This is a genomic window from Streptomyces sp. NBC_00667 (assembly GCF_036226825.1).
Lineage (GTDB): Bacteria > Actinomycetota > Actinomycetes > Streptomycetales > Streptomycetaceae > Streptomyces.
Map to the genome: position 1 here is coordinate 4,890,293 of NZ_CP109022.1, position 14,658 is coordinate 4,904,950.

At 72.1% G+C, this 14,658-nt stretch carries 16 protein-coding genes; 15 read left to right on the forward strand and 1 reads right to left on the reverse strand.

Annotated elements, in window-relative coordinates:
- Positions 1-102: 102 nt before the first annotated feature.
- The 9 genes from lepB (OHA81_RS22785) to OHA81_RS22825 all read left to right on the forward strand — a co-directional run bounded on the left by lepB (OHA81_RS22785) (position 103) and on the right by OHA81_RS22825 (position 7,885).
- Positions 103-1,008: a signal peptidase I gene (lepB, locus tag OHA81_RS22785; protein ID WP_443056622.1), complete on the forward strand. Its 906-nt coding sequence runs from the start codon at positions 103-105 to the stop codon at positions 1,006-1,008.
- 43 nt (positions 1,009-1,051) lie between these two features.
- On the forward strand, positions 1,052-1,852 hold the full coding sequence (gene lepB / locus OHA81_RS22790; RefSeq protein ID WP_329202479.1) for a signal peptidase I: 801 nt from the start codon (positions 1,052-1,054) through the stop codon (positions 1,850-1,852).
- The gene (locus OHA81_RS22795; RefSeq protein WP_329198692.1) at positions 1,842-2,333 is read left to right on the forward strand and encodes an NUDIX hydrolase; all 492 of its coding nucleotides are present in this window, start codon (positions 1,842-1,844) and stop codon (positions 2,331-2,333) included. The genes lepB (OHA81_RS22790) and OHA81_RS22795 overlap by 11 nt, the downstream gene beginning before the upstream one ends.
- 55 nt (positions 2,334-2,388) lie before the next feature.
- Complete coding sequence (locus OHA81_RS22800; RefSeq protein ID WP_006139554.1) at positions 2,389-2,697, forward strand: DUF2469 domain-containing protein; 309 nt, start codon at positions 2,389-2,391, stop codon at positions 2,695-2,697.
- Between the two features lie 150 nt (positions 2,698-2,847).
- On the forward strand, positions 2,848-3,237 hold the full coding sequence (locus OHA81_RS22805; RefSeq protein WP_329198694.1) for a YraN family protein: 390 nt from the start codon (positions 2,848-2,850) through the stop codon (positions 3,235-3,237).
- Positions 3,237-4,862 (forward strand): YifB family Mg chelatase-like AAA ATPase, encoded by a 1,626-nt coding sequence (locus tag OHA81_RS22810; protein ID WP_329198696.1) that lies wholly within the window; start codon positions 3,237-3,239, stop codon positions 4,860-4,862. The genes OHA81_RS22805 and OHA81_RS22810 overlap by 1 nt, the downstream gene beginning before the upstream one ends.
- The gene (gene dprA, locus OHA81_RS22815; protein WP_329198697.1) at positions 4,859-6,169 is read left to right on the forward strand and encodes a DNA-processing protein DprA; all 1,311 of its coding nucleotides are present in this window, start codon (positions 4,859-4,861) and stop codon (positions 6,167-6,169) included. Before OHA81_RS22810 ends, dprA begins: the two co-directional genes overlap by 4 nt.
- 209 nt (positions 6,170-6,378) lie before the next feature.
- Positions 6,379-7,218 (forward strand): RNA polymerase sigma factor WhiG, encoded by an 840-nt coding sequence (gene whiG, locus OHA81_RS22820; protein ID WP_136213430.1) that lies wholly within the window; start codon positions 6,379-6,381, stop codon positions 7,216-7,218.
- 109 nt (positions 7,219-7,327) lie between these two features.
- Positions 7,328-7,885 (forward strand): TetR/AcrR family transcriptional regulator, encoded by a 558-nt coding sequence (locus OHA81_RS22825; protein WP_329202481.1) that lies wholly within the window; start codon positions 7,328-7,330, stop codon positions 7,883-7,885.
- A 132-nt stretch (positions 7,886-8,017) separates the two neighbouring features.
- On the opposite strand, the gene OHA81_RS22830 is transcribed toward OHA81_RS22825, so the two are convergent.
- Positions 8,018-8,485, reverse strand: coding sequence for a M23 family metallopeptidase (locus tag OHA81_RS22830; protein ID WP_329198699.1), 468 nt, complete (start codon positions 8,483-8,485; stop codon positions 8,018-8,020).
- Between the two features lie 252 nt (positions 8,486-8,737).
- Here OHA81_RS22830 and rpsB point away from each other — a divergent pair, with 252 nt between their 5' ends.
- From rpsB to rlmN, 6 genes are all read left to right on the forward strand, one after another.
- Entirely contained in the window at positions 8,738-9,637 is a 900-nt protein-coding gene (rpsB, locus tag OHA81_RS22835; RefSeq protein ID WP_329198701.1) for a 30S ribosomal protein S2, read from the forward strand.
- A gap of 134 nt (positions 9,638-9,771) precedes the next feature.
- Positions 9,772-10,608 carry a translation elongation factor Ts gene (tsf, locus tag OHA81_RS22840; protein ID WP_136213433.1) on the forward strand — a complete coding sequence of 279 codons (837 nt, stop codon included), beginning with the start codon at positions 9,772-9,774 and terminating at the stop codon, positions 10,606-10,608.
- A gap of 161 nt (positions 10,609-10,769) precedes the next feature.
- Positions 10,770-11,549 carry a UMP kinase gene (gene pyrH, locus OHA81_RS22845; protein ID WP_136213434.1) on the forward strand — a complete coding sequence of 260 codons (780 nt, stop codon included), beginning with the start codon at positions 10,770-10,772 and terminating at the stop codon, positions 11,547-11,549.
- A gap of 88 nt (positions 11,550-11,637) precedes the next feature.
- Positions 11,638-12,195: a ribosome recycling factor gene (gene frr / locus OHA81_RS22850; RefSeq protein ID WP_329198704.1), complete on the forward strand. Its 558-nt coding sequence runs from the start codon at positions 11,638-11,640 to the stop codon at positions 12,193-12,195.
- Entirely contained in the window at positions 12,195-13,268 is a 1,074-nt protein-coding gene (locus tag OHA81_RS22855) for a phosphatidate cytidylyltransferase (protein ID WP_329198706.1), read from the forward strand. The genes frr and OHA81_RS22855 overlap by 1 nt, the downstream gene beginning before the upstream one ends.
- 160 nt (positions 13,269-13,428) lie before the next feature.
- Positions 13,429-14,541, forward strand: a complete 1,113-nt coding sequence (rlmN, locus tag OHA81_RS22860; protein WP_136213436.1) for a 23S rRNA (adenine(2503)-C(2))-methyltransferase RlmN — start codon at positions 13,429-13,431, stop codon at positions 14,539-14,541.
- The last annotated feature ends 117 nt before the right edge of the window (positions 14,542-14,658 follow it).

Below are 14,658 nucleotides of genomic sequence, written 5' to 3' on the forward strand. Positions count from 1 at the left end.
TGTCCTCGGTCTCCCGCGCCTTAGGGAACTCCCGCTCGTTAAGGGAGGGGAGGGCCCGTGTCCGTACCGGCACGGGCGGCGATTGCGAGTGAGGGAGTGGATGTGGGGGATGTGGCGGTAGGCGCGCGGTCCGGACGCGACGAAGGTGCCGAGCGGCCGGAGGACGGCGTCGAGAGCGAGACCGAGAAGGGCGGAGCCGGGGCGCGCCCCCAGCGTTCGTTCTGGAAGGAGCTGCCGCTCCTCATCGGCATCGCCCTGCTGCTGGCCCTGCTGATCAAGACCTTCCTGGTGCAGGCGTTCTCGATCCCGTCGGAGTCGATGCAGAACACCCTCCAGCGCGGTGACCGGGTGCTCGTGGACAAGCTGACCCCGTGGTTCGGCTCGGAGCCCGAGCGCGGTGAGGTCGTGGTCTTCCACGACCCCGCCAACTGGCTCGCGGGCGAGGCCACCCCGGAGCCGAACTTCGCGCAGAAGGCCCTCAGCTGGATCGGCCTGATGCCGTCCGCCGAGGAGAAGGACCTGATCAAGCGGACCATCGCCATCGGCGGTGACACGGTCGAGTGCAAGCGGGGCGGCCCGGTCGTCGTCAACGGCAAGGCGCTCGACGAGCCGTACATCTACCCCGGCAACACGCCCTGCGACGACGCCCCGTTCGGCCCGATCACCGTCCCCAAGGGCAAGATCTGGGTGATGGGCGACCACCGGCAGAACTCGCAAGACTCCCGCTACCACATGCAGGACTCCACCCAGGGCTTCGTGCCGGTCAAGGACGTCGTCGGCCGGGCCGTGGTGGTCGCGTGGCCCGTCACCCGCTGGGCCACCCTCCCGGTTCCGGACACCTTCGACCAGCCCGGCATCGGCCACCAGGCCAAGGCCGCCGCACTCGGTCTCGACGCCTCGGGGCTGGCGCCGGTCGGACTCGCGCCGGCGGCCCTGGGGCTGACGGGCGCGGTCCCCGTCGTCCTGTGGCGCAGGCGGAAGCTGACCGGCGGCCGTACCGCCGGGTAGGGTGCCGCCCAGGTCGACGATCCCGAGTGTGGGGGCTGCTGCAATGGGCGGAACAAGAGCGAGCGGTACGCACGGCATACGGGCCGGCGGCAAGGGCCACGGTGGTCTCGGCAACGTGTTGTCGGGAATCGCCGTGGCCATCGGCTTTGTGCTCTTCCTCGGAGGTTTCGTCTGGGGGGCGCTGACCTACCAGCCGTACACGGTGCCGACCGACTCGATGGTGCCGACCGTGCGGCCCGGCGACCGGGTGCTTGCACAGCGGATCGACGGCGACCAGGTGCGCCGCGGCGACGTGGTCATCTTCACTGATTCCATGTGGAGTGACTCGCCCATGGTCAAGCGGGTGGTCGCGGTCGGCGGCGACACCGTGAAGTGCTGCGGCACGGGCGGCAAGCTCACGGTGAACGGCAAGGAACTGGACGAGCCCTACCTCGACGACGCCCGGCCCACCCCCCTGGATCCGGCGACCGTCCCGGTGCCCGGGGGCGCGTCCGACACCACCTTCGAGGTGAAGGTCCCCGAGGACAACCTCTTCCTGCTCGGTGACCACCGCGCGGGCTCGCTGGACTCCCGGGCCCACCTCCAGGAGAGCGGACAGGGGACCGTGGCCCGCTCGGCGGTCAGTGCCCGGGTGGACGCGCTGGCGTGGCCGTCGATGGCGATGGTGGAGCGGCCCGGGACGTACGCCGCGCTCCCCGGCGGGACCTCCCGGCCGGGGCCGCTGCGGCTCCAGCTCGCCGCGGTGGTCGCCGGGGCCGCACTCGTGGTGCTGGGGGCCGCCTACGGGCCCGTCACGCGGGTGCTGGGCCGCGGGCGCCGGCGGGAGCGCGTCGATGCCCGCTGACGAGGTCCGCAAGGTGTCCCGGGTCATCCTGCTGGACCCGCAGGACCGGATCCTGCTGCTGCACGGCTTCGAACCGGGCGACCCCGCGAACGACTGGTGGTTCACCCCCGGCGGCGGGGTGGAGGGCACCGAGACGCGTGCGGAGGCCGCACTGCGGGAACTCGCGGAGGAGACCGGCATCACCGACGTGGAGCTGGGGCCGGTCCTGTGGCACCGGTACTGCGCCTTCCCCTTCGACGGACGGCGCTGGGAACAGGACGAGTGGTACTTCCTCGCCCGGACGAGCCGGACCGCGACGGTGACGACCGGGTTCACGGAGCTGGAGCGGCGCACCGTCACGGGAGCGAGGTGGTGGACCTCCGAGGAACTTCTCTCGGCACGTGAGACGGTGTACCCGACCAGACTCGCCGGGTTGCTCCGTACGCTGCTCGACGACGGTCCTCCGGGTGCGCCGGTGGTCCTGGCCCCCGAAATCGTTTAGGGGCCCGGGGCTCTGGCGCACAATAGGGGGACGCACGGCTGAAGGGGAACATGCCATGAGTGCCGAGGACCTCGAAAAGTACGAGACCGAGATGGAGCTGAAGCTCTATCGGGAGTACCGCGACGTCGTCGGTCTGTTCAAGTACGTGATCGAGACGGAACGCCGTTTCTACCTCACCAACGACTACGAGATGCAGGTGCACTCGGTCCAGGGGGAGGTCTTCTTCGAGGTCACCATGGCCGACGCGTGGGTCTGGGACATGTACCGTCCGGCCCGCTTCGTCAAGCAGGTGCGCGTGCTGACCTTCAAGGACGTGAACATCGAGGAGCTCAACAAGAGCGACCTCGAACTTCCCGGCAGCTGATCGGCCCGCCGCCGGAGCCGCGGCGGGGCCGGCCCGGGGGCCTCGTGTCACCCGCAGGGGTGAGCGTGTTTTCCACAACGCCCCTGTTGTCCACCAAGATCCACACGGGGGACGGGGACGCGCGATCGTCGGTGCCGGAGGTGGTGCCGGATGAACGCGAAGAGCGTGGCGCAGCAGCAGGCATTGGGCCGGTACGGCGAGGAACTGGCGGTACGGCGGCTCACCGAGTCCGGGATGTCGGTGATCGCCCGGAACTGGCGGTGCCGCAGCGGGGAGATCGACATCGTCGCGCGGGACGGTGACTGCCTCGTCGTGTGCGAGGTGAAGACGCGCAGGGCGGGGGAGGCCGGGCAGGGGGTGTTCGAGCACCCCATGGCCGCGGTCCGGCCCGGCAAGGCCGAGCGGCTGCGCCGGCTCGCGGGGCGCTGGCTGGCCGATCACGGGGGACCCCCTCCGGGCGGCGTGCGGATCGACCTCGTCGGGATCCTGCTGCCGCGGCGCGGTGCGCCCGTGGTGGAACACGTCAGGGGGGCCGCCTGATGGGGTTCGCGCGGGCCTGCTCGGTGGCGCTGGTGGGGGTCGAGGGCGTGGTGGTCGAGGTCCAGGCCGACCTGGAGCCGGGCGTCGCGGCCTTCACCCTGGTGGGGCTTCCCGACAAGACGCTGGTCGAGAGCCGGGACCGGGTGCGGGCCGCGGTGGTCAACTCCGGCGCGTCCTGGCCGCAGAAGAAGCTCACGGTCGGACTCAGTCCGGCCTCCGTACCCAAGTCCGGGGCCGGCTTCGACCTGGCGGTGGCGGCGGCCGTGCTCGGTGCCGCCGAGGTGGTCGACCCGGGCGCCATCGCCGATCTGGTCCTGATCGGGGAGCTCGGTCTGGACGGCCGGGTGCGGCCCGTGCGGGGAGTCCTGCCCGCCGTCCTGGCCGCCGCCGAGGCCGGGTACCGGCAGGTGGTGGTCCCGCAACAGTGCGCCGCCGAGGCGATGCTCGTCCCGGACGTCTCGGTGCTCGGGGTACGGAGCCTGCGGCAGCTGATCGCCGTCCTGACCGACGGGGTCGTGCCCGAGGAAGAGGACCCGGCCGCCGGGCGCCCCGATCCGATGCTGGCAGGGCTGCTGGTACCGGGCGCGGGGCTGGGCACCGGAATCTCCCGCGGGGGCGGCGGGGACGGCCCCGACCTCCCGGACCTCGCCGATGTCGCCGGGCAGCACGCGGCACGCCGGGCCCTGGAGGTGGCGGCCTCAGGAGGGCACCACCTCTTCCTCAGCGGGCCTCCGGGCGCGGGCAAGACGATGCTCGCCGAAAGGCTGCCCTGGATCCTTCCGCCGCTCACCCGACAGGATTCCCTGGAGGTGACGGCTGTCCACTCGGTCGCGGGAATCCTGCCGCCCGGTGAACCCCTGCTCGCCCGGCCGCCCTACTGCGCCCCGCACCACTCCGCGACCATGCAGTCCCTGGTCGGCGGCGGGGCGGGGGTGCCCAGGCCCGGGGCGGTCTCCCTGGCCCACCGGGGCGTGCTGTTCCTGGACGAGGCGGCCGAGTTCGGCGCGAAGGCGCTGGACGCGCTGCGCCAGCCCCTCGAAGCGGGGCACGTGGTCATCGCCCGGGCCGCCGGGGTGGTAAGGCTGCCGGCCCGCTTCCTGATGGTCCTCGCCGCCAACCCCTGCCCGTGCGGGCGGCACACGCTCCAAGGGGCCGGCTGCGAATGCCCGGCCTCGGTGATCCGGCGCTACCAGGCGAGACTGTCCGGGCCGCTGCTCGACCGGGTCGACCTGCGCGTGGAGGTGGAACCCGTCACCCGCTCCGACCTGCTGGGGCACGGCGGCCGGGGCGAAGCCACCGCGGTGGTCGCCGACCGGGTCCGAGAAGCCCGCGACCGGGCCGCCGCCCGGCTCGACGGCACCCCGTGGCGGCTCAACTCGGAGGTGCCCGGGCACGAGCTGCGCACCCGCTGGCAGGCAGGCCCGGGCGCGCTGGCCCAGGCCGAGCGGGACATGGAGCGGGGGCTGCTCACGGCGCGGGGGCTGGACCGGGTGCTGCGGGTCGCCTGGACCGTGGCCGACCTGCGCGGCAACGAGCGCCCCGACGCCCTGGACGTGGCCGTCGCGCTGGAGCTGCGCACCGGGATCGCCCGCGGGGCGACGCTGGCGATGGCGGCAGGGTCATGAGTCCCGGGGAAGAGCCGGACGCCGGGCCCGGGCAGGCGGGAGCGGCGGAGCCGGAGTCGGGCGGTGGGTCCCGGGCGGCCGGAGCGGAGGGGGCGGAGCCGGAGACCCGGGAACCCGGTGCGGCGGGGTCGGGCGGCCCCGGGGCGGAGCTGTTGGCGCGGGCCGCGCTGACCCGGGTGCTGGAGCCCGGGGACGAGCACGGCGGGCGCTGGCTGCGGGAGTTCGGCGCCGTGGGCCTGATACGGCTGCTGACCGGAACGGACCCGGAGCCGGGGGAGCGGCGCCCGACCGGGGTGGGGCCGGAGCGGCTCGCCGGATACCGCAGACGGGCCGCCCTCGCCGACCCCCGGCGCGACCTGGCGGAGGCCGCCGAAGCAGGGGTGCGGTTCATCTGCCCCGGGTCGGCGCAGTGGCCGACCCAGCTGGACGACCTCGGTGACGCCCGGCCGGTCGGGCTGTGGGTGCGCGGCGGGGCGGACCTGCGGACCTGGGCGCTGCGCTCGGTCGCCCTGGTCGGGGCCCGGGCCTGCACCCCGTACGGGGCCCACATGGCGCAGACCCTGGCGGCCGGTCTCGCCGAGCGCGGCTGGGTGGTGGTCTCCGGGGCGGCCTACGGGATCGACGGAGCGGCCCACCGCGGGGCCCTCGCCTCGGGCGGAGCCACGGTCGCGGTGCTGGCCTGCGGGGCGGACGTGGCCTACCCGCGCGGCCACGCCGGGCTGCTCGGCCGGATCGCGGGCCAAGGTGTGGTGCTGGGCGAGCTGCCGCCCGGCAGCCACCCCACGCCGAGCCGGTTCGTGCTCCGCAACCGGGTCATCGCCGCCCTCACCAGGGGCACGGTGGTCGTGGAGGCGGCCGTGCGCAGCGGCTCCCTGGTCACCGCCAGACGGGCCCGTGAGCTGGGGCGCTTCACGATGGGCGTCCCGGGCCCCGCGACCAGCTCCCTGTCGGCCGGTGTCCACGAACTGCTGCGCGGCGAGGCGGTGCTCGTCACGGACGCGGCCGAGGTGGTCGAGCTGGTCGGCGGCATGGGCGAGCTGGCCCCCGAACGGCGGGGCCCGGTGTTGCCCCGGGACCTGCTGGACCCGGCCGCCGCCCGGGTGCTCGAAGCCCTCCCGGCGGGCCGCCCGGCGCAGTTGGCGGAGGTGGCCCTCGCCGCCGGCACCGGCACCGATGAAGTCATCGGCAGACTGTACGAACTTCACTCTCTGGGGTTCGTCGAACGGCAGGGCGACGCCTGGCAGTTGACCGCGCGCACGCCCCGGGGAGGCACTCGAACCGGTGGCACCCGGCGAGGCGGTCGTTGACCTGGGGCGTTCCGGTGAAAGAGTGACGCCGATGAGAGACGCGGTCTTCCCGGGGGCGGTCGCCGGGACCGTGCGCCAAGCGCCGGTCCCGGCCCGTCCGTGCCGTTCGGGGCGCTCTTGCGGCCCCGCGCCATCCCGTACTCTTCGCGCACCGCGACACTTCCGTCACGCTACGCTCCCAAGGAATCCGGCTCCGGCAAAGGCGAAGCATGCCCCAGCACACCTCAGGGTCTGACCGCGCTGCGGTGCCCCCCGCTGCCCGCGGCGGCAGTGTGCGGTCCACCGCGCCCTCGTCCCTGGAGGTGCTGTGGCGCTCGTACAAGGACTCGGGTGACGAGAGGCTGCGGGAGCAGCTGATCCTGCACTACTCACCGCTGGTGAAGTACGTGGCCGGCCGGGTCAGCGTGGGCCTGCCGCCCAACGTCGAACAGGCCGACTTCGTCTCCTCCGGCGTCTTCGGGCTCATCGACGCCATCGAGAAGTTCGACATCGAGCGGTCCATCAAGTTCGAGACGTACGCCATCACCCGGATCCGCGGCGCGATGATCGACGAACTGCGGGCGCTGGACTGGATCCCCCGCTCGGTCCGGCAGAAGGCGCGGGCCGTGGAGCGCGCGTACGCCACGCTGGAGGCCCAGCTGCGGCGCACCCCGACCGAGCACGAGGTGGCCGGGGAGATGGGGATCGGGGTGGAGGAGCTCCACACCGTGTTCAGCCAGCTGTCGCTGGCGAACGTGGTCGCCCTGGAGGAGCTGCTGCACGTCGGCGGCGAAGGCGGGGACCGCCTCTCGCTCATGGACACCCTGGAGGACCACGCCGCCGACGACCCGGTGGAGGTGGCCGAGGACCGCGAGCTGCGCAGACTGCTGGCCCGCGCGATCAACACGCTGCCCGAGCGGGAGAAGACGGTCGTCACCCTGTACTACTACGAGGGCCTCACCCTCGCGGAGATCGGCAACGTGCTGGGCGTCACCGAGAGCCGGGTCAGCCAGATCCACACCAAGTCCGTGCTCCAGCTGCGGGCCAAGCTCGCGGACGTCGGCCGGTGACGACGGGCACGGTCGGCGGCGCGGCCGGCCGCCCCTTGCGTCGATGACCCGTGTCCTGGCGGCCGTTGCTCCGTAGAGTGGTCGGGTGCCAAGGATTCGAGCGGCCTCCGTGGCCGAGCACCGGTCGATGCAGCGCGACGCCCTGTTGGACGCCGCCCGTTCCCTGCTGTCCGAAGGCGGTACGGAGGCCCTGACCTTCCCCGCCCTGGCCCAGCGCACCGGGCTCGCCCGGTCCTCCGTGTACGAGTACTTCCGCTCCCGCGCGGCGGTCGTCGAGGAGCTGTGCGCGGTGGACTTCCCCGTCTGGGCCGCCGAGATCGAAGCGGCGATGGAGGCGGCCCCGACGCCCGAGACGAAGATCGAGGCCTACGTCCGCAGCCAGCTCGGGCTGGTCGGGGACCGCCGCCACCGGGCGGTGGTGGCGATCTCGGCCAGTGAGCTGGACGCCGGTGCGCGGGAGAAGATCCGCGCGGCGCACGGCGGACTGGTCGCGATGATCGTCGAGGCGCTGGGCGCCCTCGGCCAGGCGGAGCCGAAGCTGGCCGCGATGCTGCTCCAGGGGGTCGTGGACGCGGCGGTCCGGCGGATCGAGCTCGGCGCCGCCGAGGACCCGGCCGTGGTGACGGAGGCGGCGGTCGCGATGGCCCTGCGCGGCGTCCGGGGCTGAGCGGTCCGGGGCTGGGCGGTCCGGGGCTGGGCGGTCCGGGGCTGGGCGGTCCGGGCCTGAGCGGTCGTGGCCCGAGCGGTCGTGGCCCGAGCGGTCGTGGCCCGAGCGGTCCGGGCCCGAGCGGCGCCGGTCTCAGCCGCCGCCCGGCGGCGACGTCGGGAGCAGCCTCGGGGCCGGGCGCGGGAGCAGGGTCAGCGGGTTGAGGTACGTACCGCCCGCCAGCAGCCCCCAGTGCAGGCAGGGCTCCTGGCAGTGGGCGCCCTCCGTCAGCACCGCCACCACCTGCCCCGCCGCGACCTCCTCGCCCTCCGCCACGAGCGGCCGGACCGGCTCGTACGTGGTGCGCAGGCCGCCCGGCAGGGTCAGGGACAGCACCCCGCGCCCCGCGACCTGCCCGGCGTAGTACACCCGGCCGGGCCCCACGGCGCGCAGCCGCGCCCCCACGGGCGCCGCCAGGTCCACCCCCCGGTGACCGGCCGCGTACGGCGTCGGGGGCGGGTCCCACCACCGCGCCACCACCAGGGGCGGCGGCAGCGGGCGGACGGCGGAGGTGAGCGCCTGGGACAGCGCCACGAGCAGGGTGAGCAGCAGTGTCGTCATGCGGGACAGCCTCCCGCGCCGCCTCCGGGCGGCGTCCGGGCCTGTGGACAACCCGGACGGTGTGGACAAGCGCGTCACCCGGCATACCGCCGGGTCCCGTACACTTCTTGTGGCGATCCGGGTCACCGGGTCGACTTCGCACGCCCCAGCACCGGCCCGTCAGGCCAGGTGAGAGCGTCTCTCGGTCCCCTTCTTCGGGGGCAGGGCGCGTCGGGGCGTCAGGAACCAAACCGAGAAAACAAGGAGATGGCCATGGCCGTCGTAACGATGCGGGAGCTGCTGGAAAGCGGCGTCCACTTCGGTCACCAGACCCGTCGCTGGAACCCGAAGATGAAGCGCTTCATCTTCACCGAGCGCAACGGCATCTACATCATCGACCTGCTCCAGTCGCTGTCGTACATCGACCGCGCCTACGAGTTCGTGAAGGAGACCGTCGCGCACGGTGGCTCCATCATGTTCGTCGGTACCAAGAAGCAGGCGCAGGAAGCGATCGCCGAGCAGGCGACGCGCGTCGGCATGCCGTACGTCAACCAGCGCTGGCTCGGTGGCATGCTCACCAACTTCTCCACCGTCTACAAGCGCCTCCAGCGTCTGAAGGAGCTTGAGGCGATCGACTTCGAGGACGTCGCCGCCTCGGGTCTCACCAAGAAGGAGCTCCTGGTCCTCTCCCGCGAGAAGATCAAGCTGGAGAAGACCCTCGGTGGTATCCGCGAGATGTCGAAGGTCCCCAGCGCCGTCTGGATCGTCGACACCAAGAAGGAGCACATCGCCGTCGGTGAGGCGCGCAAGCTCCACATCCCGGTCGTCGCGATCCTCGACACCAACTGCGACCCCGACGAGGTCGACTACAAGATCCCGGGCAACGACGACGCGATCCGCTCCGTCACCCTGCTCACCCGCGTGATCGCCGACGCCGTCGCCGAGGGCCTCATCGCCCGTTCCGGCGCTGCGACCGGTGACTCGAAGCCGGGCGAGAAGGCCGCCGCCGAGCCGCTCGCCGAGTGGGAGCGCGACCTGCTCGAGGGCGAGAAGAAGGCCGACGAGCCGGCCGCCGAGGCCGCCCCGGCCGAGGCCGCTGTCGAGGCTCCGGCCGCCGAGGCCGAGGCCGAGACCGTCGTCGAGGCTCCGGCCGCCGACGCCGAGCAGGCCTGACCCACTGGGGGCGCCCGGCGTTCACGCGCCGGGCACTCACAGCACGGACGATGACGGCGGGGGAGCCGCGCCACGAGCGCGACTCCTCCGCCGCTCACCCTGGATCTACGACTTCGAGAGAGAATCCAAGACTCATGGCGAACTACACCGCCGCTGACGTCAAGAAGCTCCGCGAGCTCACCGGCGCCGGCATGCTGGACTGCAAGAACGCGCTCGTCGAGGCCGACGGCGACGTCGAGAAGGCCAACGAGATCCTGCGCGTCAAGGGCCTCAAGGGCGTTGCCAAGCGTGAGGGCCGCTCCGCCGAGAACGGCGCGGTCGCCTCCCTCATCGCCGCCGACAACACCTCCGGCGTGCTGCTCGAGCTCAAGTGCGAGACCGACTTCGTCGCGAAGAGCCCGAAGTTCCTCGCCGTCGCCGACGAGCTGGCCCAGCACGTGGCCGCCACCAACCCGGCGGACATCGAGGCGCTGCTCGCCTCCGAGATCAAGCCCGGCCAGACCGTGCAGGCGTTCGTGGACGAGGCCAACGCCAACCTCGGCGAGAAGATCGTCCTGGACCGCTTCGCGCAGTACCAGGGTGCCTTCGTCTCCGCGTACATGCACCGCACCATGCCCGACCTGCCCCCGCAGATCGGTGTCCTGGTCGAGCTGGACAAGGCCGACGCCGACCTGGCCAAGGGCATCGCCCAGCACATCGCCGCCTTCGCGCCGAAGTACCTCTCCAAGGAGGACGTCCCGGCCGAGGTCGTCGAGAGCGAGCGTCGCGTCGCCGAGGAGACCACCCGCGCGGAGGGCAAGCCCGAGGCTGCCCTGCCGAAGATCGTCGAGGGTCGCGTCAACGGCTTCTTCAAGGAAGCCACGCTCCTCGGCCAGCCGTACGCGCTGGACAACAAGAAGTCCGTCCAGAAGGTCCTGGACGAGGCCGGTGTCACCCTGGTGCGCTTCACCCGCATCAAGGTCGGCATCTGAGTCCGTCCGTACGCGACGGACACCGGACCCCGGTAGGGTCTGAAGCAGTCGTCCGCGCTCGCGCAGGGCGACCGCAGATCTGACGAGGAGGCCATTGCCGTAGAGGGAACCGCGAGGACCCACCGGCAATGGCCTTCTTCGTATGTGCACGAGGAGATCCCATGAATCAGGGCGTGGACCCCCACACCGCTTCCGACGACAAGAGCGACCACGACAAGAAGGGCCGCCGCTTCATGCTGAAGCTGTCGGGCGAGGCCTTCTCCGGCGGCGGCGGGCTGGGCGTCGACCCTGACGTCGTGCACGCCATCGCGCGTGAGATCGCTGCCGTGGTCCGTGACGGCGCGGAGATCGCGATCGTCATCGGCGGCGGCAACTTCTTCCGCGGCGCCGAGCTCCAGCAGCGCGGCATGGACCGTGCCCGTTCCGACTACATGGGCATGCTCGGCACGGTCATGAACTGCCTCGCCCTCCAGGACTTCCTGGAGAAGGAGGGCATCGACAGCCGCGTCCAGACCGCCATCACGATGGGCCAGGTCGCGGAGCCGTACATCCCGCTGCGTGCCGTGCGGCACCTGGAGAAGGGCCGCGTCGTCATCTTCGGCGCCGGCATGGGCATGCCGTACTTCTCCACCGACACCACGGCCGCCCAGCGCGCCCTGGAGATCGACGCGGAAGCCCTGCTCATGGGCAAGAACGGCGTCGACGGGGTCTACGACTCCGACCCGAAGACCAACCCCGACGCGGTGAAGTTCGACGCGCTGGAGTACAGCGAGGTGCTGTCCCGGGACCTCAAGGTCGCCGATGCCACCGCCATCACGCTGTGCCGCGACAACCGGCTTCCGATCCTGGTCTTCGAGCTCCTCGCCGAGGGCAATATCGCCCGCGCCGTCAAGGGTGAGAAGATCGGCACGCTCGTGAGCGACCAGGGCACCCGCGTCTGACCTCCGCCGCCGGGCCCGGCCCGCAGCGGACCGGCCCGGCCGGGCCGCCCCGCCTGAACCATCCAAATCTGACATGCAGGAGCACGTGGTGATCGAAGAAATCCTCCTCGAGGCCGAGGAGAAGATGGAGAAGGCCGTCGTCGTCGCCAAGGAAGACTTCGCCGCGATTCGCACGGGCCGTGCGCACCCGGCGATGTTCAACAAGATCGTGGCGGACTACTACGGTGCCATCACGCCCATCAACCAGCTCGCCTCCTTCGCGGTGCCCGAGCCGCGCATGGCCGTCGTGACGCCGTTCGACTCGTCCGCGCTGCGCAACATCGAGCAGGCCATCCGCGACTCCGACCTCGGCGTCAACCCGAGCAACGACGGCCGCATCATCCGGGTGACCTTCCCCGAGCTGACGCAGGAGCGCCGCAAGGAGTACGTCAAGGTCGCGCGCACCAAGGCCGAGGACTCCAAGGTCTCGATCCGCTCCATCCGCCGCAAGGCGAAGGACGCCCTCGACAAGCTCGTCAAGGACAAGGAGTCCGGCGAGGACGAGGTGCGCCGCGCGGAGAAGGAGCTCGACGACACCACCGCGAAGTACGTCACGCAGGTGGACGAGCTGCTCAAGCACAAGGAAGCCGAGCTCCTCGAAGTCTGATGAACGACTCTTCCTGGCAGCCGGAGCCCGTTCCGGCGGGTCCCGCATACGATGCGCAGGTGGGCCCGCAGACTCGGCCCATGCCCATCGTGCCCGATGCCGCCGGCCGTGACTTCGACGACCGGGAAGCACGCGATCGGGGGGTCGCCGCCTACAGCGGCCCCCTCTTCCGCGCCGAGACGCCGCCGCAGGAGCCCATGCCCAGCCCCCCGCCCCCGCCTTCCCAGGCACCCCAGGACGCCTCCCCGCCGCCGAAGAAGCGCGCGGGGCGGGACCTGCGGGCCGCCATAGGGGTCGGCGTCGGCCTCGGAGCGGTGATCTTCGCCTCGCTCTTCATCGTCAAGGCCGTGTTCGTCGGTGTCATCGTCGTCGCGGTCGTGGTCGGCCTGTGGGAGCTCACCTCCCGGCTCCAGGAGAAGAAGGGCATCAAGGCGCCCCTCGTACCGCTCGCGGTCGGTGGCGCCGCCATGGTCATCGCCGGATACGTCCGGGGGGCCGAGGGCGCCTGGGTGGCGATGGCGCTGACCGCCCTGGCGGTGCTGGTCTGGCGGATGACCGAGCCGCCCGAGGACTACCTCAAGGACGTCACGGCGGGCGTCTTCGCCGCGTTCTACGTGCCGTTCCTCGCCACCTTCGTGGTGATGCTGCTCACCGCCGACGACGGCCCCCAGCGGGTCGTGACCTTCCTGCTGCTGACCGTGGTCAGTGACACCGGGGCCTACGCCGTGGGCTGGCGCTTCGGCAAGACGAAGCTCGCGCCGCGCATCAGCCCCGGCAAGACCCGCGAGGGGCTGGTCGGCGCGGTGGCGTTCGCGATGGCGGCCGGCGCACTGTGCATGGAGTTCCTCATCGACGACGGTGTCTGGTGGCAGGGGCTGCTGCTGGGCCTGGCCGTCGCGGTCAGTGCCACCCTGGGCGACCTGGGCGAGTCCATGATCAAGCGGGACCTGGGCATCAAGGACATGGGCACCCTGCTGCCCGGGCACGGCGGCATCATGGACCGGCTCGACTCGCTGCTGCCGACCGCCCCGGTGGTGTGGCTGCTGCTGGCCGCGTTCGTCGGCACCGGCTGACACGGGCTCCCGGGGACCCGGTCCGCGGGCCGTTCCTCCGGAAAGCCCCTGCTGAGCAGGGGCGACGTACGTGCGAAGGCCTCGGGTGGGTCCGGGCGGTTACTCTTGGAAGGCGCGCTGCTTCTGCGGCGCGCCTTTCGTCTTACAAGGAGTACCCGCCATGGCCCGCCCCGTTCCGGGAGAGCTCACTTTCGTCGCCCCTCGCGGGGCGAAGAAGCCGCCCCGGCACCTCGCCGACATGACCCCGGCCGAACGCCGCGAGGCGGTCGCCGCGATCGGCGAGAAGCCGTTCCGGGCCAAGCAGCTCTCACAGCACTACTTCGCGCGCTACGCCCACGACCCCGCCGAGTGGACCGACATCCCGGCCGGCTCGCGGGAGAAGCTCCAGCAGGAGCTGCTGCCCGACCTGATGAGCGTCGTGCGGCACATCTCGTGCGACGACGACACCACCCGCAAGACCCTGTGGAAGCTGCACGACGGCACCCTCGTCGAGTCGGTGCTGATGCGCTACCCCGACCGGGTCACCATGTGCATCTCCTCCCAGGCCGGCTGCGGGATGAACTGCCCGTTCTGCGCCACGGGCCAGGCCGGGCTCGACCGGAACCTGTCGACCGCCGAGATCGTGCACCAGATCGTCGACGGCATGCGCGCCCTGCGCGACGGGGAGGTCCCCGGAGGCCCCGCCCGGCTCTCGAACATCGTCTTCATGGGCATGGGCGAACCGCTGGCCAACTACAACCGCGTCGTCGGCGCCATCCGCCGCCTGACCGACCCGGAGCCCGACGGCCTGGGCCTTTCGCAGCGCGGGATCACCGTCTCCACCGTCGGCCTGGTCCCGGCCATGCTGCGCTTCGCCGACGAGGGCTTCAAGTGCCGCCTCGCCGTCTCGCTGCACGCGCCCGACGACGAGCTGCGCGACACCCTGGTGCCGGTGAACACCCGCTGGAAGGTGCGCGAGGTGCTGGACGCGGCGTGGGAGTACGCCGAGAAGTCCGGTCGCCGGGTCTCGATCGAGTACGCCCTGATCCGCGACATCAACGACCAGGCCTGGCGAGGTGACCTGCTCGGCAGGCTGCTCAAGGGCAAGCGCGTGCACGTCAACCTCATCCCGCTGAACCCGACGCCCGGCTCGAAGTGGACCGCCTCGCGGCCCGAGGACGAGAAGGCGTTCGTCGAGGCGATCGCCCGGCACGGCGTGCCGGTGACCGTGCGCGACACCCGCGGCCAGGAGATCGACGGCGCGTGCGGGCAGCTCGCCGCGTCCGAGCGCTAGGACGGCCCGTTTTCCCGCGCGGGCCCGGCGTCGCGCGGGCCCGCACGGAGCCCGGTGGACTCTCCTGGGGGCCGAATCGGCCACGGGGTACCCTGTGGCCGAACCAATTGCATATTC